Origin of the sequence: Mesorhizobium sp. M1409 (assembly GCF_040317535.1) — a bacterium.
Classification (GTDB): Bacteria; Pseudomonadota; Alphaproteobacteria; order Rhizobiales; family Rhizobiaceae; genus Mesorhizobium.
The window spans coordinates 114,257-134,046 of the sequence record NZ_JAMYKV010000002.1; the positions used below are offsets into that span (position 1 = coordinate 114,257).

General features: G+C 63.8%; 26 protein-coding genes. 9 read left to right on the top strand and 17 right to left on the bottom strand.

Translation table 11 applies throughout. The features are described 5' to 3' along the window. Nucleotides 1-71: 71 nt before the first annotated feature. The 3 genes from NKG99_RS02005 to NKG99_RS02015 form a co-directional block, all read right to left on the bottom strand. Complete coding sequence (locus NKG99_RS02005) at nucleotides 72-209, bottom strand: hypothetical protein (protein ID WP_352863641.1); 138 nt, start codon at nucleotides 207-209, stop codon at nucleotides 72-74. Nucleotides 210-289: 80 nt separating this feature from the next. After that, on the bottom strand, nucleotides 290-670 hold the full coding sequence (locus tag NKG99_RS02010) for a hypothetical protein (RefSeq protein WP_352863643.1): 381 nt from the start codon (nucleotides 668-670) through the stop codon (nucleotides 290-292). 285 nt (nucleotides 671-955) lie between these two features. Then, the gene (locus NKG99_RS02015; protein WP_352863966.1) at nucleotides 956-1,402 is read right to left on the bottom strand and encodes a YcgN family cysteine cluster protein; all 447 of its coding nucleotides are present in this window, start codon (nucleotides 1,400-1,402) and stop codon (nucleotides 956-958) included. A gap of 197 nt (nucleotides 1,403-1,599) precedes the next feature. On the opposite strand from NKG99_RS02015, the gene NKG99_RS02020 reads away from it, so the two are divergent. Then, a complete protein-coding gene (locus tag NKG99_RS02020; RefSeq protein ID WP_352863644.1) occupies nucleotides 1,600-3,795 on the top strand; it encodes an OmpA family protein in 2,196 nt (731 codons plus the stop codon). 365 nt (nucleotides 3,796-4,160) lie between these two features. Here NKG99_RS02020 and NKG99_RS02025 read toward each other — a convergent pair whose 3' ends face one another. Further along, the gene (locus tag NKG99_RS02025) at nucleotides 4,161-5,027 is read right to left on the bottom strand and encodes an SDR family oxidoreductase (RefSeq protein WP_352863645.1); all 867 of its coding nucleotides are present in this window, start codon (nucleotides 5,025-5,027) and stop codon (nucleotides 4,161-4,163) included. A gap of 133 nt (nucleotides 5,028-5,160) precedes the next feature. On the opposite strand from NKG99_RS02025, the gene NKG99_RS02030 reads away from it, so the two are divergent. Further along, entirely contained in the window at nucleotides 5,161-5,427 is a 267-nt protein-coding gene (locus tag NKG99_RS02030; protein WP_352863647.1) for a type II toxin-antitoxin system VapB family antitoxin, read from the top strand. A gap of 246 nt (nucleotides 5,428-5,673) precedes the next feature. Here the strand turns inward: NKG99_RS02030 and NKG99_RS02035 are convergent, their stop codons facing one another. Together NKG99_RS02035 and NKG99_RS02040 are read right to left on the bottom strand one after the other, a co-directional pair. Further along, nucleotides 5,674-6,309, bottom strand: a complete 636-nt coding sequence (locus NKG99_RS02035) for a helix-turn-helix transcriptional regulator (RefSeq protein ID WP_352863648.1) — start codon at nucleotides 6,307-6,309, stop codon at nucleotides 5,674-5,676. Between the two features lie 8 nt (nucleotides 6,310-6,317). Further along, entirely contained in the window at nucleotides 6,318-7,190 is an 873-nt protein-coding gene (locus NKG99_RS02040) for a S1C family serine protease (protein WP_352863650.1), read from the bottom strand. 168 nt (nucleotides 7,191-7,358) lie between these two features. Between NKG99_RS02040 and NKG99_RS02045 the strand changes: the two genes are divergently transcribed. Continuing rightward, complete coding sequence (locus NKG99_RS02045; protein ID WP_352863651.1) at nucleotides 7,359-8,324, top strand: S1C family serine protease; 966 nt, start codon at nucleotides 7,359-7,361, stop codon at nucleotides 8,322-8,324. 8 nt (nucleotides 8,325-8,332) lie between these two features. Here the strand turns inward: NKG99_RS02045 and NKG99_RS02050 are convergent, their stop codons facing one another. Then, complete coding sequence (locus NKG99_RS02050; RefSeq protein ID WP_352863652.1) at nucleotides 8,333-8,758, bottom strand: VOC family protein; 426 nt, start codon at nucleotides 8,756-8,758, stop codon at nucleotides 8,333-8,335. Between the two features lie 65 nt (nucleotides 8,759-8,823). On the opposite strand from NKG99_RS02050, the gene NKG99_RS02055 reads away from it, so the two are divergent. After that, nucleotides 8,824-9,450 carry a TetR/AcrR family transcriptional regulator gene (locus tag NKG99_RS02055; protein WP_352863653.1) on the top strand — a complete coding sequence of 209 codons (627 nt, stop codon included), beginning with the start codon at nucleotides 8,824-8,826 and terminating at the stop codon, nucleotides 9,448-9,450. Here the strand turns inward: NKG99_RS02055 and NKG99_RS02060 are convergent. After that, nucleotides 9,383-10,339, bottom strand: a complete 957-nt coding sequence (locus NKG99_RS02060; protein ID WP_352863654.1) for a LysR family transcriptional regulator — start codon at nucleotides 10,337-10,339, stop codon at nucleotides 9,383-9,385. The two genes, NKG99_RS02055 and NKG99_RS02060, sit on opposite strands and share 68 nt — an antisense overlap. A gap of 110 nt (nucleotides 10,340-10,449) precedes the next feature. Here NKG99_RS02060 and NKG99_RS02065 point away from each other — a divergent pair, with 110 nt between their 5' ends. Then, entirely contained in the window at nucleotides 10,450-11,085 is a 636-nt protein-coding gene (locus NKG99_RS02065; protein ID WP_352863655.1) for an FMN-dependent NADH-azoreductase, read from the top strand. Nucleotides 11,086-11,144: 59 nt separating this feature from the next. Here the strand turns inward: NKG99_RS02065 and NKG99_RS02070 are convergent, their stop codons facing one another. Further along, complete coding sequence (locus NKG99_RS02070) at nucleotides 11,145-11,444, bottom strand: AzlD family protein (RefSeq protein ID WP_352863657.1); 300 nt, start codon at nucleotides 11,442-11,444, stop codon at nucleotides 11,145-11,147. Continuing rightward, on the bottom strand, nucleotides 11,441-12,175 hold the full coding sequence (locus NKG99_RS02075; protein ID WP_352863658.1) for an AzlC family ABC transporter permease: 735 nt from the start codon (nucleotides 12,173-12,175) through the stop codon (nucleotides 11,441-11,443). The genes NKG99_RS02070 and NKG99_RS02075 overlap by 4 nt, the downstream gene beginning before the upstream one ends. 169 nt (nucleotides 12,176-12,344) lie before the next feature. On the opposite strand from NKG99_RS02075, the gene NKG99_RS02080 reads away from it, so the two are divergent. The 3 genes from NKG99_RS02080 to NKG99_RS02090 all read left to right on the top strand — a co-directional run bounded on the left by NKG99_RS02080 (nucleotide 12,345) and on the right by NKG99_RS02090 (nucleotide 14,951). Beyond that, the gene (locus NKG99_RS02080; protein ID WP_352863660.1) at nucleotides 12,345-12,803 is read left to right on the top strand and encodes an Lrp/AsnC family transcriptional regulator; all 459 of its coding nucleotides are present in this window, start codon (nucleotides 12,345-12,347) and stop codon (nucleotides 12,801-12,803) included. 127 nt (nucleotides 12,804-12,930) lie between these two features. After that, nucleotides 12,931-14,133: an MFS transporter gene (locus NKG99_RS02085; RefSeq protein WP_352863661.1), complete on the top strand. Its 1,203-nt coding sequence runs from the start codon at nucleotides 12,931-12,933 to the stop codon at nucleotides 14,131-14,133. A 296-nt stretch (nucleotides 14,134-14,429) separates the two neighbouring features. Continuing rightward, nucleotides 14,430-14,951 (top strand): hypothetical protein, encoded by a 522-nt coding sequence (locus tag NKG99_RS02090; RefSeq protein ID WP_352863662.1) that lies wholly within the window; start codon nucleotides 14,430-14,432, stop codon nucleotides 14,949-14,951. Nucleotides 14,952-15,006: 55 nt separating this feature from the next. Here NKG99_RS02090 and NKG99_RS02095 read toward each other — a convergent pair whose 3' ends face one another. The 4 genes from NKG99_RS02095 to NKG99_RS02110 all read right to left on the bottom strand — a co-directional run bounded on the left by NKG99_RS02095 (nucleotide 15,007) and on the right by NKG99_RS02110 (nucleotide 17,258). Continuing rightward, complete coding sequence (locus tag NKG99_RS02095) at nucleotides 15,007-15,444, bottom strand: hypothetical protein (RefSeq protein ID WP_502911015.1); 438 nt, start codon at nucleotides 15,442-15,444, stop codon at nucleotides 15,007-15,009. Between the two features lie 133 nt (nucleotides 15,445-15,577). Continuing rightward, a complete protein-coding gene (gene greA / locus NKG99_RS02100; protein ID WP_352863663.1) occupies nucleotides 15,578-16,060 on the bottom strand; it encodes a transcription elongation factor GreA in 483 nt (160 codons plus the stop codon). Nucleotides 16,061-16,166: 106 nt separating this feature from the next. After that, nucleotides 16,167-16,463 (bottom strand): HlyU family transcriptional regulator, encoded by a 297-nt coding sequence (locus tag NKG99_RS02105; RefSeq protein WP_352863664.1) that lies wholly within the window; start codon nucleotides 16,461-16,463, stop codon nucleotides 16,167-16,169. 114 nt (nucleotides 16,464-16,577) lie between these two features. Beyond that, the gene (locus tag NKG99_RS02110; RefSeq protein ID WP_352863666.1) at nucleotides 16,578-17,258 is read right to left on the bottom strand and encodes a PadR family transcriptional regulator; all 681 of its coding nucleotides are present in this window, start codon (nucleotides 17,256-17,258) and stop codon (nucleotides 16,578-16,580) included. Between the two features lie 272 nt (nucleotides 17,259-17,530). Between NKG99_RS02110 and NKG99_RS02115 the strand changes: the two genes are divergently transcribed. Further along, nucleotides 17,531-17,788, top strand: a complete 258-nt coding sequence (locus NKG99_RS02115) for a DUF2798 domain-containing protein (RefSeq protein ID WP_352863667.1) — start codon at nucleotides 17,531-17,533, stop codon at nucleotides 17,786-17,788. Between the two features lie 66 nt (nucleotides 17,789-17,854). Here the strand turns inward: NKG99_RS02115 and NKG99_RS02120 are convergent, their stop codons facing one another. The 3 genes from NKG99_RS02120 to NKG99_RS02130 all read right to left on the bottom strand — a co-directional run bounded on the left by NKG99_RS02120 (nucleotide 17,855) and on the right by NKG99_RS02130 (nucleotide 19,647). Then, the gene (locus tag NKG99_RS02120; protein ID WP_352863668.1) at nucleotides 17,855-18,223 is read right to left on the bottom strand and encodes a thiol-disulfide oxidoreductase DCC family protein; all 369 of its coding nucleotides are present in this window, start codon (nucleotides 18,221-18,223) and stop codon (nucleotides 17,855-17,857) included. Continuing rightward, nucleotides 18,224-19,288: a DMT family transporter gene (locus tag NKG99_RS02125; protein WP_352863669.1), complete on the bottom strand. Its 1,065-nt coding sequence runs from the start codon at nucleotides 19,286-19,288 to the stop codon at nucleotides 18,224-18,226. A gap of 65 nt (nucleotides 19,289-19,353) precedes the next feature. Continuing rightward, on the bottom strand, nucleotides 19,354-19,647 hold the full coding sequence (locus NKG99_RS02130; protein WP_352863672.1) for a GYD domain-containing protein: 294 nt from the start codon (nucleotides 19,645-19,647) through the stop codon (nucleotides 19,354-19,356). Nucleotides 19,648-19,790: the final 143 nt, after the last annotated feature.

Here is a 19,790-nt window from a genome sequence, read left to right on the forward strand (position 1 = left end):
TCCGACCAGCCAACAGCGTGCATGAAAAACCCCGCGGGATCGCTCCCGCGGGGTTTTTTCGAGCCACACCCTTAAATGGCAAGGGGCTCGGCTAGTCCGGACCGACCTTCGCAGAAGGTCGTGTCTCCCGGCTGATCCTCGCAGAGGATCATGCTGCCCGGCTGATCTTCGCAAAAGATCATGCTGCCTGGCTGATCTTCGTAGATCATGCCTCTAAGCTCCCGGGCTGATCTTTTCCGAACCGCAGGTTCGGGAAGATCATGCCCCTGCAATCAAGCCGAACCCGGCCTCAGCGATAGATAACCGGGCAGCCGCGCTCATTGGCGAATACGACCACGACACGGTCGCCGTCCTGGCGGCCCATCACCTTCACCGTACGACGGCTTACGTCGACGATGCGGGCACGGTAGAGGCCCATGCGTTCGGCCTTGTCGAGGGCGCGGTCCGGCGAACAGCCACGACGCCAGCCGCCGCGGCGTTCATCACGCCAGTCGCTACGGCGTTCATCACGGCGATGGCGATAGCCATCGTCGCCGGTATAGACGCCAAAACGCGGGTCGTTGTTGTTGCCGAAGCCGAGGTAGAGGCTGTCGGCCTGAGCGGGGATGGCCGTCAGCGCGCCGAGACCGACCAGAGCCGAAAGGGCTGCCGTCCTGATGGTGTTGAACATCGTTTTTTCTCCTTTTTTGCGGGCTTTCACCCGTCCTCGTGAACCGATGGTGGGAGAATGCACTTGCCTGTCTGAACTCTTTACGAACCTGATGTTCATCTCCGGTTCATGTGGCGGGAAAAAGGAAATTGCCCGCCATTCATCCCGTCACGCACCCCGGTGAACGCCAGGAACGCCGCCGGTTTCCGATCCGGCCGATTGGCTGAGGAGCAGGCGTCACCGGCGCGATCCCTGCGGTTGGCCGTTCCCAGCGCGAGCCCCTGGCTCGTCGTCGCGCCGCGGGCCCTACGGCTCCTCGTCGAGCATGTAATCAAAATAGTCTTCCGGCTCGGCAAGATCGGTTTCGCTCGCCTTGACCCGGCCGCGCATCGAGATGCCGGCTTCATGCACGGTCTCGGCGCTGCCCGACACCAGCCAGTGCCACCAGTAGAGGTCGCGGCCCTCGGCCACCAGCCGGTAGGCGCAGGTGCTGGGCAGCCAGCTGATGGTGCGCACATTTTGCGGCGTCAGCCCGACGCAGTCGGGAACGCGCGCCAGCCGGTTGGCGTAGTCCGAACAGCGGCAGGTCTGCGCGTCGAACAGCCGGCAGCCGACGCTGGTCCAGTAGATTTCGCCGGTGTCCTCGTCCTCGAGCTTCGACAGGCAGCATTTGCCGCAGCCGTCGCAGAGCGATTCCCACTCGCTCTGGCTCATCGCCTCCAGCGTCTTGGTTTTCCAGAATGGCGTTTCCATTGCCGGCATGTGGCCCCAGCCGCCGGCAACGTCAAGCGTGGCAACGGGCGGAATGCGGCGTTCGCCAGTCGAAAGACACGAAGTTGCCTTCAAAAGGCCGGCCAATAGCCCTGCACGGTCTCTATTCACGCCAAACCGGAACCAATTGATGCAAGATCGGTTTCGGCAAGGATGGGACCCCACAAGGAGAGTTTTCGATGAAACGCCAACCACGGATTCTGGCCGGCACCGCACTTGGCCTGCTGATGGCATCCACGCCTTTGGGCGCGTTCCCGCTTCCGGAAAGTGCCGCGTTCGGCCCTACCCAGCGCACGTCGGTCCCATTCAATTTGGCGCAAGCAGCATGCGCCGAGGGCGAATCGGCCGAAGCCTGCGCGCAGAAGCAGCAGACGGAACCGGAACAAAAGCCCGAGCGCAAGAAGGCCGAGCGCAAGAAGGCCGAGCCTGAACAGCAGGCGGCGCCGGCCCAAAGCGAGCAGCCCGCCGAGGAGCAGCAGCCACGCAGGAAGAAGCGTGATCAGCAGCAACAGACCGAGCAGGCACCGGCCGAACAGGCCGCACCCGCCGAGGAACAACTGCCGCGCAGGAAGAAGCGCGATCAGCAGCAGCAGACCGAGCAGGCGCCGGCCGAACAGGCCGCACCGGCCGAGGAACAGCAGCCGCGCAGGAAGAAGCGCGATCAGCAGCAAACCGAGCAGGCACCGGCCGAGCAGGCCGCGCCCGCCGAGGAACAGCAGCCGCGCAGGAAGAAGCGCAATCAGCAGCAGCAGACCGAGCAGGCGCCGGCCGAGCAGGCCGCACCCGCCGAGGAACAGCAGCCGCGCAGGAAGAAGCGCGATCAGCGGCAGCAGACCGAGCAGGCGCCGGCCGAACAGCCTGCCGAGCAGGCGGCCCCGGCAAACGACAACAACCCACAGCCCCTGCGCAAGAAGCACAAGCAGGACCAGCAGATTGAAGCCGCGCCCGCAGAACAGGCGCCGGCCAGGAAGCAAGCGCCCGCCGGCGAGCCGGTTCCGCAGGCCGAACCGCTTCAACCCGAGCAGCAGGCGGCGCCCGCCGAGGGCGAACAGCCTAGGGAAAAGAAGAAGCGCGGCAAGAAGCCTGTCGGCGAGCAGCCGGTGACGGGAGAACAACCGTCGACGGCCGAACAACCAGCCAATGGCCGGCAACCCGTGACCGGCGAACAGCCGGCCCAGGGCGAAAGTGCGGCCCAGGGTGAAGCCCCGGCCGACAAGAATGCAGCCCCCATCCTCGACAGCCAGAAGGATGTCCTGCGCAAGCGCAAGGGCAAGAACGGCCCGCACGGAGGCGAGAATGCGAATGGCGAGCAGGCCACCCAGCCCGCCCAGCCGACTGGCGAGCAGGCGCAGGCTCCAAAGCCTGCCCCGGTCGACCAGGGACCACCACCCACCGACGACAAGTCGGCCCAGCAGGCAATCCAGCCTGAAAAGATCGCCCCTGTGACGGAGGAAAAGGGCAAACGCGTCGAGCGTGCACCCGATGAGAACGTCCGCGACCGCCGGCGTCCGAAAGGCGTCGACGTCGTCAGGGAGTTCGGTGACCGCGTCATCCTCCAGTTCAACAACCAGACGATCGTGGAAAGCAATGACGCTCCGCGCATGCACCGCGGCGCCAGGAACGTATACTATGAGGATCTGTCGGGCGATCGCACCCGGGAAATTGTCGAGCGTGACAACGGTGTCCGGATCGTCACCATCCGCAACCGCTATGGCGACGTCATCCAGCGTTCGCGGATCGCGCCGGATGGACGCGAGTATGTGCTGAGCTATGTCGACGAGCGGCACTATGAGGATGACGGCGACTGGCGCGATCCGGGCGACGACCTGCCTCCGATGCGGCTCACCATTTCGCGCGAGGAATACATCCTGGACTCCGAGGATGTAGAGGATCCGGACGACTATTACACCTTCCTCGAACAGCCGCCGGTGGAACGGGTCCAGCGCCTCTACTCGATCGACGAGGTCAAGCGTTCGGCCCGCGTGCGCGACATCGCACGCCGCGTCGATCTCGACACACTCAACTTCGAATTCGGGTCGGCCTCTATCTCCGATACCGAAGTGCAAAAGCTTGAGGGCGTCGCCAACGCCATGGAAAAGCTGTTGAAGAAGAACCCGGCCGAGACCTTTCTGATCGAGGGCCACACCGACGCCGTCGGCACGCCGGAGGCAAACCTGGCTCTGTCCGATCGCCGCGCGGAAGCGGTGGCGGAGGCGCTGACCAACGCGTTCGGCATCCCGCCGGAAAACCTGACGACACAGGGCTATGGCGAGGAGTATCTGAAGGTCAACACGGCGGGGCCCAACCGCGAGAACCGACGCGTTGCGATCCGCCGGATCACCCCACTGGTGGCGCCTGTGGCCAGCAACAATTAGGTCATGATTTCAAAACCATGACCTGGTTTGTGGAATCGGTACGAGAAGCCATCCCCGGCCCTGCCGGGGATGGCTCGACGTGCCGGGATTCAACAAGAATTGTACTGGTACGCCGCCGGGCTCATTGAATCGAAGACGTACCTACCCCAGATTCAGAAGTGGGCGTTCCCTGGCCCGTCCCGACTCCAGCGGGACGCATTGAGCCCCGTCGGACCCTCTCCGGCGGGGCTTTTGTCTTGCCGACTGCAAACCGGAGCGACCCGACCGAAATACGGCTCTGCTGGCCGTATCACGCGGAGCTTGCTGAGTTCCAAGCCACGCCATCGCAGATCAGCTGATAGCTCCGCGCTTCCGAGTTCTCCGGCCTAGTAGATCCCTCTTATCTCCGTGCTCGAATTAGCGAACACCTCGTCCGGCACAAAAAAGTCGCCGGCCAGAGGCCCGGTCGCATCAGGTGAATAGACCGAGAAATCGCTGACGCCCTCGGCGCGCAGCACCTCTTCGTCGATGTAGAAATTGCCCGTGGTCTCGCGCGCCGGCCGCATGAAAATGGCATGCGCGGCATCGGCCATGATGTCGGGCAAACGGCTCATCGCCGCCACCGTCGCGCCGCCGAGCAGATTGCGCACCGCCGCCGTGTCGATGGTCGAGATCGGCCACAGTGAATTTATCGCAATGCCGTCCCTGGCGAATTCGGCGCTCATCCCCAGCGTGCACATCGACATGCCGAACTTGGCCATCGTGTAGGCGACGTGGTTCTTGAACCATTTGGCCTTCATGTCGAGCGGCGGCGCCAGATTCAGGATATGAGGATTGCTGGCTAACTTCAGGTGTGGAATGCACATTTTGGACACCAGGAAGGTGCCCCGCGTGTTGATCTGGTGCATCAGGTCGTAGCGTTTCATGTCGGTCTCCAGCGTGCCGGTGAGCTGGATGGCGCTGGCATTGTTGACACAGATATCGATACCGCCGAACTTTTCCACGGTTCTGGCGACCGCCTCGGCCACCTGCGCCTCTTCACGGATATCGCACAGCACAGGCAGCGCCTTGCCTCCGGCCTGCTCGATCTCTTCGGCCGCCGTATGGATCGTGCCCGGCAGCTTGGGATGCGGCTCAGCGGTCTTGGCCGCGATCGTCACATTGGCGCCGTCACGCGCGGCACGCAGCGCGATCGCCAGCCCGATACCGCGCGACCCGCCGGAGATGAACAGCGTCTTTCCCTTGAGCGACATTTTTCCTCCGCCTGCATTATCTCGTGTGCGATCCTTGCCTGTGCCACGACGGGATACAAGAGCTTAGGCGGGGAGCCATGGTGACGCTGCGGAGGGTTGGGTATATATTCCGTACAGAATGGTAGACCATCAAATGGCTTTGTCGATTAAGAATGCGGAGATCTCGCAACTGGCACGTCAACTCGCCAGCAGCCGCGGCGTGTCGGCGACCGAGGCGATCCGGCAGAACCTCGAAAACCAGATTGCTCGCGAAAGCATGGTGTCTCGGTCGGGAGAATCTGAGCTGATCGTCAAGCTTCGGGAAATTTCTGAGCGAGCAGGTCGAATACCAAAGCGCGACCACCCGAGGAGGGAAGACGAGATACTCGGTTACGACGAGTTCGGAATCCCGACCAGATAATGCATGTTCCGTCCGTAGCGCCGCGCTGCCCCTCATTGCCCTGCCGGGCATTTCTCCCCGTATGGTGACGGGGAGAAAGACGCCGTCACCACCGCTTTCGCCAATCGCCAACGTTGCAGGAAGAGCGCCGAGGTCGCGGCAAACTCCCTTCTCTCCGTCACTATACGAGGAGAAGGTGCCGGCAGGCGGATGAGGGGCAGCACTGACTTTGACGATGATCGCAAGATCTGCCTGAGACGTCGTCGCCTAAACCAGCACCAGCCCCTGCCGCATCGCGATGGCAATGGCGTCGGTGCGGTTGGCCGCACCCAGCTTGATCAGGATCGCTGCGACATGGAACTTCGCCGTGTGCACGGAAATGTTCAGCCGCCGTGCGATCACCTTGTTGGGTGCTCCCTCGGCCAGCAGCGCCAGGACTTCCGCCTCGCGCGGCGACAGTGTTGGGCGGATCGCATGCTCGTCGGAGGCTTCGTCCTCGAACGGCTCGCCGTCGCCGGCATGGAAGTCCTCAAGGCGCCCGCTTCTACCGCCGCCCGATACGCGATAGCCCGCCGCGGCCAGCCGTGCCGCCGCAGCGATCAACAAATCATCCGCGTCCGCAGGCATGACGGCCAATACCTCGCCAGCGGGTCGCCCGCCATTGGCGCGTCCCGACAGCAGCACCCGAGGCGTGGACGCCGGCACGGCGTCGCCGCTCCTGTCGTCGACGATGGCGACATCGGGTTTGCCATCACCGGCCACGACCGGCAGCAGGTCATCGCTCGCGGCAAGCGCGGCCGCCAGGCGCTCGGCGCGCGACGCGTCGCCAAGCGCAATCAGCACCACCAGCCGCCGCGAGACGGCACCGTCAGTCATGATCCGGTCGCTGGTGAGCGTATCCATCACTCCTCTCAGGAAAGCGGCTTTTCGCCGACGGTCAGCGCGACATCGCGCTGTTCGCCGCCGCGCACGACGCCAAGCGTCACCGAAGCGCCGGCGCTGTCGGGCCCGAGCCTGCGGATCAGGTCGCGCGGACCATGCACGGCCTCGCCGTTCCACGCCACGATGATGTCGCCGAGAGAGAGACCGGCGGCCTTGGCCGGGCCATCCCCGTCGAGGCTCATCACCATCGCGCCATGCGCGTCACGGTCGCGCACCGGATGCAGGCCGGCGCCGAGATAGCCGCGCGCGACATGACCCTTTTCGCGCAGGGTCGCGACCGCCCGCTCGATCGTCTCGTAAGGCATCACCAGCGCCCGGTGTCGCGGCCCGAACAAGAGCATGCCGATCAGAGCGCCCTTGGCGTCGAGCACCGGGCCGCCCTCGAAACGGCCGCCGGCGCCGACCGCAAGATTGATGCGCCGGTCGATGGTGCCTCCGCGCATCGAGCGCCAGGCCGGACCGACCTCGCCGACCGAGCCCGACACGGCCAGAGCGGAACCGTCGCTGTTGCCGATGGCGATGGCGACATTGCCCGGCCGCACCGCATCGGCCTTGGCCAACGACGCGGCGCTGACGGCGGCAGCCGGCTTCAGCAGGGCGACTCCCGTCGAAGGATCGCGGCCGACGAGTTCGGTCTTCACCGTCTCGCCGGAGGCCAGCGTCAGCTCGATCTCCTCGCCGGCCTCGACAGCCTCTTCGGCGGTGACGAAATAGCCGTCACGCCAGTGGAAGGCGCTTGCCGTGCGGTGGTGATGCGTGGCGAAACTTGCCGTAGCCGGCGCCGCCTTGGCGGCGAGATCGGCGATGGCTTCCGAAAACGCACTCAGATTGAAATCGCTCATATTGGTCTCCTGGGTTCATCCATGCCCCAGATATCGCTCGATAGCGCGCCTAGAGGTACTCGCCTGACGGCTAGTTGCCGGTTGACTGGCCATCTGGTCAGGTCGCGGCCGGTCGGACTGCTCCGCACATATAGTCATCCTTGCGCCCGACAACACGGAACCCCGCCGATGGCCTTCCTCGCCCCGAAATTCCAAACTGACGATAGATTAGCCGACGACACGCTGCTCGACGCCTATTCGACGACGGTTGCCGACGCGGTCGACCGCATTGGCCCTGCCGTCTGCCGCATCGAGCGCGTCAGCGGTCAGGGCGGCCATGGCTCGGGCTTCGTCATCGCGCAGGACGGGCTGGTCGTCACCAATTTTCACGTCGTGGGTGATGCAAGAACGGTGCGCGTCTCGATGCCGGACGGCGCCTCGCGAGAAGGCCACGTGCTCGGTCGCGACCCGGACACCGACATCGCGCTGGTGCGGGCCGACGGCAGCTTTGCCGATGTCGCGCCGCTGGGCGATTCCAAGCGGCTGCGGCGCGGCCAGATCGCCATTGCCATCGGCAACCCTCTGGGCTTCGAATGGACCGTCACCTCCGGCGTTGTGTCGGCGCTGGGGCGCTCGATGCGCGCCTCCACCGGCCGGCTGATCGACGATGTCATCCAGACCGATGCGGCGCTCAACCCGGGCAATTCCGGCGGTCCGCTGGTTTCGTCGGCCGGCGAGGTCATCGGCGTCAACACCGCCATGATCCATGGCGCGCAAGGCATCGCCTTCGCGGTCGCTTCCAACACCGCCAATTTCGTCATTTCGGAGATCATCCGGTTCGGCCGCGTGCGCCGCGCCTTCATTGGTGTCTCGGCCGACACTGTCAATTTGCCGCGCCGCGCCGCCCTTTTGTCGCAAGTCTCGACCAGTACGGCGGTGCGGCTGCGCGGCGTCGAAAAGGACGGTCCGGCAGCCAAGGCGGGCTTCAAGGAAGGCGACATCATCGCCGCCATCGATGGCCGCCCGGTCACCGGCGTCGACGACCTCGTGCGTATGCTCGACGCCGAGCGCATCGGCCGCGAGACGCTGTGCACCGTCGTGCGCCGCACCGGCGTCAGCCAGGTGACGGTGACGCCGGTGGCGAGGGCGAGTTGAGCCGACGTTCAGGCTCCCGCCGCACCGTCCGCATATTGCGCCAGAAACTCCCCACTCGGCGGTATCGGCTTTATGACGTCGATCAGCACGCCATTGGGATCCTTGGTGATGAAGTGGCGCTGACCGAAGGGTTCGTCGCGCAGAGAGCACAGAATCGGCAGGCCGGCGGCAAGGATCCGCTCATAGACCGCGTCCGGGTCGCGGACCTCGAAATTGATCAACAGGCCCGATGTGCGGCCCCGCCCCTCCTCAGGGATCGTCTCGTGGTCGCCCTGGACAACGCCGAGATTGACACGTTTGGTGTCCACCGATTGCAGGTGCACGTACCAGTCGATCTCGAACAGCGGCCGGAAGCCGAAATGCCTGACATAGAAAGCCGCCGTACCGGCAACGTCACCGGTCATCAGGACCGGGTAATAGCTCGTGGTCCTCATCTTCCTTTCTCCCTTCAGATAACATACAATCTGTATGTAAATTGTTTAACATACAGGCTGCATGTATGCAACGGGACTCCGCGCGCCGCTCCAACCGCGACCGCACCGAGGCGACGCGCGCCGATCTGATCGCCGCGGCGCGAAAGCTGTTCACCGAAAAATCCTATGCCGAGACCGGCACGCCCGAGATTGTCGCCGCCGCCGGCGTCACGCGCGGCGCGCTCTATCACCATTTCGCCGACAAGCAGGCGCTCTTTGCCGCCGTCGTCGAGCAGGAGGCGGCGGCGGTGGCCGACGAGATCGAGCGCGCCTCGCCGCCATCGCTCGATGCCCGCGACGCGCTGATTGCCGGTTCGGATGCCTATCTCGCCGCCATGCGCGCACCCGGCCGCACGCGGCTGCTGCTGCTCGATGGTCCCGCCGTACTTGGCCGCGCCGCCATGGATGCGATCGACAACCGCCACGGCAACCGCTCGCTGCGCGAGGGGCTGGTCGCGGCAATGCGGGCGCAGACGATGACGAGATTGCCGGCGGAGGCGCTGACCGCGCTGCTCGGCGCAGCCTTCGACCGCGCCGCCCTGGCCATCGAGGGCGGCGCCTCGGCCGAGGATTACCGGGCCGTTCTCATGGCGCTGATCGAGGGACTGTCTCCGGCTCTTCCTCGGGCACCTCGCCAGGCTCGAACTCGTTGAAGCAGCCGAGCTGGCGCTTGAATTGGTCGATCAGCCAGGCCGCCGCCGGCTTCGGGCTGCGATCCTTGCGATGCATGGCAAACAGGGGCGAACTGACCTCCCTGAAGGACTCAAGGTCGAGTTCCACCAGCCGGCCGCTCGCCAGATCGTCGGCGATCAGCCAGCGCGGCAGCCCGCCCCAGCCCAACCCCTCGCGCATCAGCGTATGCTTGGTACGCACGTCCGTCAGCCGCCAGGTGCGGTAGGCGTAGACGCCAAAGTCGCGCCCCTTGGTGCGCTCCGACTGGTCGGTGACGACAAGCTGGGTGTGTTCGCGGGCATCCTCGATCGCCACTGGTTTTGGCAGCAACGCCAGCGGGTGGGTGGGCGCGGCTGCCAGCACGATCGACATGAAGCCGATACGCACGAGATGCACATCGACCTCGCCCAGCAGGCCGCCAATGCCAAGGTCGGCCTGCCCGCTGACGACATGATCGGGGATCAGCCCAAGCGTGCCGATGTGCAGGCGTAACATCACGGTCGGAAACTGTGCCTCGAACGCCTTCAGCACCCGAACCAGCACCGGTGACGGCAGCGTCGCATCGACCGACAGCGCAACTTCGGCCTCAAGCCCCTGATGATGGCTGTCGACGCGCGAGCGCATGCGCTGCAGCACGCCGATCATACGACGCGCATCTTCCAGCATCGCCCGGCCTATCTCGGTCAGCTGCGGCTCGCGCGTGCCCTCGCGCTCGAACAGTTTCAGCCCGAGCTGCGCCTCGAGATTGGCGATCCCGTAGCTGATCACGGACTGCGCCCGGTTGAGCTTGCGCCCGGCAGCCGAGAAACTGCCGGTTTCGGCGACCGTCACCAGGATCTGAAGTTGGTCGAGCGTCGGATTGGGTTGCATCGCTGTATCTATTTTATTGATGGATCGTATAGGAATTATACTGGTTTATCCAATGGATCGATAGCCCATATGTGGTGGGACAAATCATTCCAACCACTGGAGAGCCCAAAATGTCCATTCTTCTTGTCACCTCAAGCCCGCGTGGCGCCGCTTCGCACTCGACCCGTATCGCCACCGAATTCGCCGAGAAGCTGCTCGCCGCCGATCCGTCCAACACGCTCGTGGTGCGTGATCTGGTCGCCAACCCGCTGCCGCACATCGATGCCGACTACGCGACCGGCATCTATACGCCGGTCGAGGCCCGCACCCCGCGCCAGGCGGAAGTCGTCGGTGTCTCCGATGTCGTGCTCGACGAACTGTTCGCCGCCGACACGGTGATCCTCGCCACCGGCTTCATCAATTTCAACATTTCCTCGACGCTGAAGTCGTGGGTCGATCACATCGCCCGCTCCGGCAAGAGCTTTGCCTACGGCGAAAACGGCCCCAAGGGCCTCGTCACCGGCAAGAAGGTCTATATCGTGCTCGCTTCCGGCGGCATCTATTCGGAGGGCGCCGCCGTGCAGTTCGATCACGCCATTCCGTACTTGCGCGGCGTGCTCGGCTTCCTCGGCATGACCGATGTAGACGTCATCCGCATCGAAGGCGTCGGCATGGGACCCGACGCGGTAGCCACAGCGCTCGCCAAGGCGACCGCCAAGGTCGACGCCGTGGTTGCAGCTACCCGCGATGTCGCGGCGGCAGCGTAAGTCACACCGACCATCTGGATTGAAAAAGGCAGACGCCTCGGCGCCTGGCCTTTTTCGTTTTAGCCAATCAGATGCCGCAACAGCCCCGCCGAAGAGATCCCGATCAACACAGTTGGCAGCATGGACAGCCGCGTTGCGGCGGCGAGAGTGATCCCCAGCGCCAGAAGGTCGGCCGGATTCCTCGACACGAAGGCCGGCGCGATCACCGAGATCAGCACGCAACCAGGTGCCGCCTCCATCACCGCCGTGGCGCGGGCACCGAGCGTGCGATTACGCAGCACGACATAGCCGCCGATCCGGGTCAGGTAGGTAACGCAGGCCATCAGCACGATGGTGAGAAGGGTCGTTGCGTCGATCATGCATCACCTGCCATCAGCCAGGCCGCGACCAGCCCTGACACCGCGCCGGCGGCGACATACCAGGCGCCCGGGACGAAGAGATAGAACAGCGCCGCGACGACGAGGCTGATCAGCCAGAGCCGCGCCGCCGCCATGTCCGTCCACATGCCGCGCATCAGCACCAGGAAGACGGCCGGGAACGCCATGTCGAAACCGTAGGTCTCCACACGGCCCAGCATCGGGCCGAGCAAGGCACCCAGCGTGGTGAAAGCCACCCAGGTGAGATAAATCGCGAGTGCGGCGCCCATATAATAGTGCGGGCTGAAGGCCGGCGTGATGCCTGCAACGGCACGCTGCCTGGCATCGGCAAGTCCAAGTGCCCAGCTTTCATCGCACATAAAAAACAGCGCCGGAAAGACCTTGCGCTTCGGCAGATCGCGCAGGAACGGCGCCAGTGCCGCTCCCATCAGCAAATGACGGCTGTTGACCAGGAAGGTGATGGCAACGATGAGCGCGATATGCGGCGGCGACGTCCACAACTGGACCGCCGCGAATTCCGAGCCACCGGCAAAGTTCAGCCCGGTCATCGCGGACAGTTCGACCGTGCTCAGCCCTTTCTGGGTTGCCTGGGCGCCGAGCACCAGCGCATAGGGGATGGTACCGAACAGCACCGGTGCGCATGACGCCACGCCACGACGGAATTCGGATCTCGAACCGTCGCCCGCCGTCTCGACTGCCTGTGAAATACTCATGGTTATCCATCGGCTGACCTCACGGCCACCGCTTCCCTGCATTTGAAATCAACTGATGTCGGGGCAAACATACCGATATCGGTCCGCAATTTGGTTGCAAAGATTGTTGTATTTCACCGAATTTCGGCATTGAGTGTCACAAATTGCCGAATAGATGGAATCCAAAACCATGAAGCTGGACGAGATCGACAAGCGGATCCTGCGAGCGCTGCAACGCGACGGCCGCATGGCCAACACCGATCTGGCCAATGAAGTCGGGCTGTCGCCCTCGCCTTGCCTGCGGCGCGTGAAGCTGCTGGAGGAAGCCGGTATCATCGACCGCTATGTCGCCGTGCTCAACCCGGCCAGCATCGGCAAGGGCCTGACCTTCTTCACCCGCATCTGGCTGAAGGCACAGGACGAGGACACGATCGAGCATTTCGCCACCGAAGTGGCCAAGCTGCCGCAGGTGATGGAGTGCTACCTGATGCTCGGCGACTGCGATGCCATGGTGCGCGTGGTGGCGGCCGGCATCGACGACTACCGCCGCTTCCAGTCGGAGCATCTGAGCCGCATCAAGGGCGTGCAGAACGTCAAGACCGACGTTCCCAGCCAGACGATCAAATACACGTCGGAACTGCCGATCTGAGCCAACGAAAAACCCCGTCATTTCAGACTGGATAAAAAATGCAACCGGATTGTAGGATCGGCCTCGGTGCCAGCGTCCTTCGGAGGCAAGCAGCGCGCAGCGCTGCCCTCTGGCATGGGAGATTTGAATGAACCTTTCCTATCGTTGGGTCATCGTCGCGGCTGGCGCGCTGATGTCCTGTGTCGCCATCGGCACGATGTTTTCGCTGGCGATCTTCCTTGAGCCGATGGCGATCGACACCAACTGGTCGCGCGCCGGCATTTCGAGCGCCATGACCCTTAACTTCCTGGTGATGGGCCTTGGCGGCTTCGCCTGGGGCGCCATTTCGGACCGTTTTGGAGCCCGCATCGTCGTCACGATCGGCGCGGTGCTGCTCGGGTCGGCGCTGGTGCTGGCCAGCCGCGCCGGTTCGCTGCTCAGCTTCCAGATCACCTATGGCGTGCTGGTCGGCCTCGCCGCCAGCGCCTTCTTCGCGCCGATGATCGCGCTGACCACGGGCTGGTTCGAGACAAACCGCGGCCTTGCCGTCTCGCTGGTCTCGGCCGGCATGGGCGTGGCGCCGATGACGATCTCGCCCTTCGCCCGCTGGCTGATCTCAGCCTACGACTGGCGCACCGCCATGTTCGACATCGGCATCACCGCCTGGGTGCTGCTGTTGCCGGCCGTGCTGCTGGTCCGTCAGCCGCCAAAGCCAGCAACGGCGGCTGCGAGTCCAGCGCCGGCTACCGAGGGCGCCGGCCTGACGGTCGGCCAGGCGCTGCGCTCGCCGCAATTCATCGTACTGGGCCTCACCTTCTTTGCCTGCTGCGCGGCGCATTCCGGGCCGATCTTCCATATGGTCAGCTATGCCATGCTGTGCGGCGTCGCGCCCATGGCAGCCGTCTCGATCTACAGCGTCGAGGGCCTTGCCGGCCTCGGCGGCCGACTTTTCTACGGCGTGCTGGCCGACAGGCTTGGCGTCAAGCCGGTGCTGATCGCGGGCCTAGCGATCCAGGCGATCGTCATTGCCGCCTATCTCTCGATCAGCCGGCTCGAGCAGTTCTACATGCTGGCCGTCATCTTCGGCGCCACCTATGGCGGCGTCATGCCGCTCTACGCGGTGCTGGCGCGCGAATATTTCGGCCAGCCCATCCTCGGCACCGTGTTCGGCGCCGCCACGATGCTGTCCAGCCTCGGCATGGCGTTGGGACCGCTGGCCGGCGGCATGGTGTTCGATGCCTACGCCAACTATTCCTGGCTGTTCATCGGCTCGGCCCTCATCGGGCTTGGCGCGGTCGGCATCGCCATCGCCTTCCCGCCGCTGCCCCGCCGGGAGTTGCAGGCGGCTTAGAGCAATTCCAGGAAAAGTGTGAAACGGTTTTCCGTCCGGAATTGTGTCAAAATAAAGAGCTAGAGCAGTTCACCGTTTCATGGAAACGGTGAACTGCCATGGTCCTCGGCCGGATCGAATCCGAGCCATGCGGGCTAGGCACGTGTGAGTCTGGCCCGTTCGGATCAACTGGTTCTGCCGGCTTTACAGCCGTCCCAGGCCTTGCCGAAGTGTAGTGGTCCACGGCCAGCATATTTTCTGCGACGAGGGATCGGGGCTAAGCTCGCGCGTCCCCGCCACACCAGAGAGGCGCCCTTATGGCCGAACGTCCGAGTGGAAGAGAAAGCAACCGAATTGTCGAAAGCGGTGTTGCCGACGACGATCCGCGTCTTGCGTTCATTTATCAGGAGGCGGTGAGAGGTCTCACGCAACAGCAGACCCTTGTGGAGAACATGAGCACCCGCGCCGGCAGCCTTATCTTTGCCACCGCATTCGCCAACTCGTTGCTCGGCGGCGCGGCCCTTGCCAACGGTCTTGGGCCTTGGGACTGGACGGCGGTGGCCCTGCTGTTCGGCATCGGCGGACTGATCGTCTTCATGCTTTGGCCCTATCACCAATATACATTCCGCTTCGATCCCGAAGAGCTGCTCTATCAATATGTCGACGGCGAGAAGCCGACGACGATGTCGGCGATGCGCCGCGCGCTTGCCCTGCGCATCAAGGCGGACATGGCCAGCAACTGGCGAATTATCCAGCGGCTTCGGGTGGCGTTGCAGATTGCGCTGCTCTTACTGTTGCTCGATATCCTGGCTTGGCTTTTGGCGATTGCGCGCGTTTAAGCCGGGGCACGCGGCGGCGCCACGGCCAGGTCCATTTCCAGGACTGACGAACCTCTTACTTCACCGTGATGGACATACCGCTGAGATCGGCGTTGACTTGCAGGCCTACCTGCTTGCCTGACAGTTCGAGTTGGGCGCCCTTGTCATTGGTCATGACGATCACCTGAGCCCCTTTGCCGAGCGTGCCACCACCGCCCGCCGCACCGTAGACCCCCGTCACATCCCGGGCGCGCCTGATGTGGCGCACGGTCCCGTGGAAATAGGTCTTGGAGACCCCGAAGGCGAGGCCGCCCGAGACGCCGGCGACCGAGATGGGATAGCGACGACCATGGAAGGTCAGCGTGCCCTCGCCCCCGGATCCACCAACGAAAAAGGCCGCCTTGTAGATGGCAAAGCGAATCGTGCCGCTGTCGGCATGCGCGGCGCCGGCAACGCTGACTGCCCCTGCCGCGATGACGGCAACCGCGAGTGAACGAATTCTGGAAATCGTCATGATGAGAGCTCCTTGAGGTGGCCGCTTGCCCAAAGGCTGGGCTCGTCAGCGTGGTTCAAAGTTACAACTGAACAGTCTCACCCGTCATTGGTTCCAGGCACTCGCCCCGGTCGTGCATCATACCGATGTCCAACTAAGAAATGGACAGGATCTCAAGCTCGCGCTGCCCTAGCTGGACAAAGTCGCCAACGGTTTTGCCAGTCAGCACGATAGCAACCGGCGAACCATGCGATATCGAAGCTTGAGACGGGTTGGCCTCATCCTCGCCGACGATACGGAAGGTCTGAATGCGTCCATCATCACGCTTGAAAGTGACGCTGTGCCCGAAGGCGATCACATCATTGGACGTGGGCGCCGACATAAGCTGAGCCGTACGGACGCGCTCGGCATAATAGCGCATATCTCGAACCGGAACCGCCGACTGCCGTCGCCTCTCGTTGACATCCTCCAGCATGTTGGCGGCCTCGAGAGCCTGCTGAGCGCCAGCCAATTCATCCTGCAGCATCTTGAGGCCCGCCTCCGTGACGAGGTTGATCCGGTCGGAGACAGGGCGAGCCGGCAGGATGGTTTCCGATGCTGCCTCAGCACTTTCCTCCTTGGCAAATGCTACGCTCATTTGTCGAGACTCTCTGCTTGCGGCCCACGGCCGTTGTTCGAGAAACTGGCGGCGAATAACTGCTTCCTGCGGAGGGCCGACATTTCGTTGCCTCGACCAGTCCTGCCTAACCGAAAATCCGCTCGCCCTGCTCGTCGACCAGCTGAATGCCCTTCTTGATCGAGATGTCGACGGCGTCATCGAGCCCGGCGAAGCGGTCGGCGCGGATGAATTTGTGTTCCTTCACCACACCGTCGATCTCCTTGGAGACGACGCCGCAGGTCTGGTATTGGCCGTCCGCCTTGTAGGGCGTGGCGCTGATCAGAAAGCCCTTGTGCTCGACCTGCTTGGCTGGTGCCGCGTTTTTTGGCTCGGCCGCTTCATTGCCGCCACCACCGCCGAAAAGACGCTTCAGAAAAGACATCGGGGCTTCCTCCAACAGCATTCATCCCACACCATGTAGCGTGGCGCGGGATGAATTTCACTATCGGTCCTTGGCCCGGCGGGCAAGGGCTGCGTCCGGCCGTGCCGGAAGACCTTACTTGTGCGACAGCGCTTCCAGCGCCTCGGCGGCGGCTTCGAGGATGGCGATCGCCTCGGCCTGCTTGTCGGCCGGGGCATCGACGAAGTCGCCCAGAGCCGCGCGCAGCCGGTGGCGCACGGCACGGAACTCGTCGCGTGCTTCCGAACGGCCACCACGACCGCCACGACGACCGCCCTCTTCGCTCTCGTCGTTCCAGCCGAACCAGTCGCGCGCCTTGGCCATCTTGCGGCCGAAACGCTCGAGATGGTCGAGCACGCCGTCGATCATCTCGCGATTGTCGGCAAGATGCGCTTGGCCCGCCTCGGTGATCGAGAACACCTTCTTGTTGCCGTCGGCGGCGGAGGCGGCGTAGCCGGCCTCTTCCAGGAAGGTCAGGGTCGGGTAGACCACGCCCGGGCTCGGGCTGTAGATGCCGCTGGTGCGCTCTTCCAGTGCCTTGATGATGTCGTAGCCGTGGCGCGGTGCCTCGGCCAGCAGCGACAGCGTGATCAGCTTGAGGTCGCCGTCGGCCAGCATGCGGCCTGCGCGGAACATGTCGCCCGGGCCGCCGCGTCCACCGCCACGACCACCATGCCCGAACGGGCCGAAACCGCCGCCTCCTCTGCCACCAAATTTGCCGGCCATGTGCATGAACATGCGCTCGCCGAAATGATTGTGCCCGAATTGCTTGTGCATTGATTGCTCCTTGAGTTCTATCTTACGATATATCTTAATTAGGCAAGCCAATCGCTGGAGTCAAGATATATCTTACGATGTATCTCGAAACGATGCCAAGAGGCTTGCTTTCACCGGAACGTGCCGCTAGAAGGCCCGCGAGCGCCTCGGCTGCTCCGTAAGCGTCTGACGTCAAGCAACGCATCCAACCCCGGCCTTTCCGGGCAATTCAGCCGGTCACCGGCGAATGGATGCCAATGCGACGGACCGGACAATTCAGGGAAACTCCCAAAATGACTGCAAGACATCAGCGCAGGAAGCTGCCTGCGCACTATGCCGCTGTTCTCAGCCCGCTGGTGCTGTCGCTGTTGATGACCTTCATCGTCTCGTTCATCTCGACGCTGAAAAGCCTCGGTTTCCATCCCGGCCTGGCTTCCATCTGGTTGACCGCCTGGGGCCTGTCCTGGCTGGTGGCGTTTCCGACGCTGCTGCTGGTGCTGCCGATGGTACGCCGCATTGTCGGCACGCTGTGCGAACCGGCCAGCCGATAGCTCGCACGAAAAAGGTCCGGAGATGTCCTCCGGACCTTCGCGCTCCTGGCCATCAATGACGAGCTGCTACCAGCGACCCTTGCGTCGGTTCCAGGCATAGAGCAGGTCGGCGAAACGATCATAGGCAAAGCGTGTCAGCGGCAAGACAACCGGATTGCCGAACAAAGTCGCCAGCCAGCCCTCGCCCGGCGTGACCTTCCACACGGCAATCGCCACGTCGGCGCCGACCAGCAGTTGGCCACCCGCGTCGGTGGCGTGCAGCCGGCGGCGGATATCCTCAAGGGACGCGCCAAATCCGGCAAGCGCTGCCGGTTCAAGGTTGATGTCGCGAAACTCGATCCGTCCGGCCTTGACCGCTTCGATCAACCGCCGCTTCTGCCTGCTGATGCCGGTATCGCAAACCGGGCAGCGCGTGTTGTACCAGACGGTGAGCATTTACCCGTGGCCATGCCTATGGTGCAGGTCGGGATAATGCGGATGCCGGTGGCGCATCGGCGCATGCCGGTGCCAGTGCGAATGCGGTTCGCTCACCGGCTCGTCATGATGGTGCTGGTGGTGCTCGTCATGCACATGGCTGTGCTCGTGTTCAAGTTCCTCGTGTTCGTGCTCGTGCTCATGGCGTTCCGACAGATGCAGCCAGAGGCCGATGCCCATCAGAAGCCCTGCGACCGCCAGCTTGAGCGTGACGGCGTCACCCAGGATGGCGATTGCCAGCAACGCGCCGATAAAAGGGGCGAGCGAGTAATAGGCTCCCGTCCGTGCGGTGCCCAGATGACGCAGTGCCACGATGAACATCACTAGGCTGACGCCGATGCCGAAGAAGCCGACGGCCGCGGTGGCCGCGACGATTGATGCTGGGGGAAACGAAGCCCCGCCGGCAAGCGCCAGCCCGACATTGACGACGCCCGCCACCAGACCCTTCAGCATGGCGATCATCACCGGGTCGGTGGCCGAGATCCTGCGCGTGAAATTGTTGTCGAGCCCCCAGGCCACACAAGCCCCCGCCACCAGCAGGGCGCCACGGTTGAAGGCGATGCCGTCACCTTGCCAGGACAGCAGAACGGCGCCGGCCAGAATGGCGAAGGCGCCAAAAAGCAGACGCCGGTCGACATTCTCGCGATAGACGAGCCAGGCGATCGTCATCGTCGACAGCCCTTCCAGATTGAGCAGCAGCGCCGAACTGGACGCCGTGTTGAGGGTCAAACCGAACATCAGCAGCACCGGCGCGATGATGCCGCCCATGCCGATTGCCAACGTCAACCAGGGAATATCCCCAGCGGTCAGCTGCGCTTCCTCGGCTGCGGCCTGCCTGCCCCGAAGCAAACGATACAAGGCGAGGCCGAGACCGGCACCGAGATAGAGCAGTCCGGCCAGCATGAAGGGATTGACGCCGTCGAGCAGCAGCTTGCTGAGCGGCGGCGTCGCCCCGAACAAGGCGGCGGAGCCAAGCGCGAGCGGCACGCCGGGCCACAGATGCGAATGGGAATGCGGTTCGGACATGGCCACATCCTAACGCACGTTACCCAAAAGTGGCGACGCGCTTTACGCGCTGTCTCGTCACGGCTCTATCCGAGCGAGGTGATGATCTCGCGGTAGGCGAATTCGGGGAAGGCCTTCAACGTTCGCGTCCTGACGTTGCCGGCCGCCGCCAGCATCAGCGAGAAACGCGCCAGGACCGCGTCGTCGGGGGCTTCGACCAGCGCCACCATGTCGTACTCGCCCATGGTCAGGTAGAACGCCTTGAACGATCCGCCCATATCTCCCAGCTGCTTCCTGGCGGCGTCGAGCCGCTTCGGTGAATCGCGCACGTTTTTGGCGCCCTGCTCGGTCCAGTTCATCAGCACGATGTAGCTTGTCATGGCACACCTCCTCCGGGGCCACGGAGCACGGCGGCTTCGCCGGGGCGGGCATCCGGGTTGTCGCCCAGAAAATGCATCCGATACGAAATTATCCTCCCGAAGCGTCCGAGCCGCAAGAGCATGCCCCGAAACCGAAAAAGGGC

Coding starts and splice junctions, on each gene's coding strand:
- NKG99_RS02005 (WP_352863641.1), bottom strand. CDS start 209: ATGATCTACGAAGATCAGCCAGGCAGCATGATCTTTTGCGAAGATCAG.
- NKG99_RS02010 (WP_352863643.1), bottom strand. CDS start 670: ATGTTCAACACCATCAGGACGGCAGCCCTTTCGGCTCTGGTCGGTCTC.
- NKG99_RS02015 (WP_352863966.1), bottom strand. CDS start 1,402: ATGGAAACGCCATTCTGGAAAACCAAGACGCTGGAGGCGATGAGCCAG.
- NKG99_RS02020 (WP_352863644.1), top strand. CDS start 1,600: ATGAAACGCCAACCACGGATTCTGGCCGGCACCGCACTTGGCCTGCTG.
- NKG99_RS02025 (WP_352863645.1), bottom strand. CDS start 5,027: ATGTCGCTCAAGGGAAAGACGCTGTTCATCTCCGGCGGGTCGCGCGGT.
- NKG99_RS02030 (WP_352863647.1), top strand. CDS start 5,161: ATGGCTTTGTCGATTAAGAATGCGGAGATCTCGCAACTGGCACGTCAA.
- NKG99_RS02035 (WP_352863648.1), bottom strand. CDS start 6,309: ATGGATACGCTCACCAGCGACCGGATCATGACTGACGGTGCCGTCTCG.
- NKG99_RS02040 (WP_352863650.1), bottom strand. CDS start 7,190: ATGAGCGATTTCAATCTGAGTGCGTTTTCGGAAGCCATCGCCGATCTC.
- NKG99_RS02045 (WP_352863651.1), top strand. CDS start 7,359: ATGGCCTTCCTCGCCCCGAAATTCCAAACTGACGATAGATTAGCCGAC.
- NKG99_RS02050 (WP_352863652.1), bottom strand. CDS start 8,758: ATGAGGACCACGAGCTATTACCCGGTCCTGATGACCGGTGACGTTGCC.
- NKG99_RS02055 (WP_352863653.1), top strand. CDS start 8,824: ATGCAACGGGACTCCGCGCGCCGCTCCAACCGCGACCGCACCGAGGCG.
- NKG99_RS02060 (WP_352863654.1), bottom strand. CDS start 10,339: ATGCAACCCAATCCGACGCTCGACCAACTTCAGATCCTGGTGACGGTC.
- NKG99_RS02065 (WP_352863655.1), top strand. CDS start 10,450: ATGTCCATTCTTCTTGTCACCTCAAGCCCGCGTGGCGCCGCTTCGCAC.
- NKG99_RS02070 (WP_352863657.1), bottom strand. CDS start 11,444: ATGATCGACGCAACGACCCTTCTCACCATCGTGCTGATGGCCTGCGTT.
- NKG99_RS02075 (WP_352863658.1), bottom strand. CDS start 12,175: ATGAGTATTTCACAGGCAGTCGAGACGGCGGGCGACGGTTCGAGATCC.
- NKG99_RS02080 (WP_352863660.1), top strand. CDS start 12,345: ATGAAGCTGGACGAGATCGACAAGCGGATCCTGCGAGCGCTGCAACGC.
- NKG99_RS02085 (WP_352863661.1), top strand. CDS start 12,931: ATGAACCTTTCCTATCGTTGGGTCATCGTCGCGGCTGGCGCGCTGATG.
- NKG99_RS02090 (WP_352863662.1), top strand. CDS start 14,430: ATGGCCGAACGTCCGAGTGGAAGAGAAAGCAACCGAATTGTCGAAAGC.
- NKG99_RS02095 (WP_502911015.1), bottom strand. CDS start 15,444: ATGACGATTTCCAGAATTCGTTCACTCGCGGTTGCCGTCATCGCGGCA.
- greA (WP_352863663.1), bottom strand. CDS start 16,060: ATGAGCGTAGCATTTGCCAAGGAGGAAAGTGCTGAGGCAGCATCGGAA.
- NKG99_RS02105 (WP_352863664.1), bottom strand. CDS start 16,463: ATGTCTTTTCTGAAGCGTCTTTTCGGCGGTGGTGGCGGCAATGAAGCG.
- NKG99_RS02110 (WP_352863666.1), bottom strand. CDS start 17,258: ATGCACAAGCAATTCGGGCACAATCATTTCGGCGAGCGCATGTTCATG.
- NKG99_RS02115 (WP_352863667.1), top strand. CDS start 17,531: ATGACTGCAAGACATCAGCGCAGGAAGCTGCCTGCGCACTATGCCGCT.
- NKG99_RS02120 (WP_352863668.1), bottom strand. CDS start 18,223: ATGCTCACCGTCTGGTACAACACGCGCTGCCCGGTTTGCGATACCGGC.
- NKG99_RS02125 (WP_352863669.1), bottom strand. CDS start 19,288: ATGTCCGAACCGCATTCCCATTCGCATCTGTGGCCCGGCGTGCCGCTC.
- NKG99_RS02130 (WP_352863672.1), bottom strand. CDS start 19,647: ATGACAAGCTACATCGTGCTGATGAACTGGACCGAGCAGGGCGCCAAA.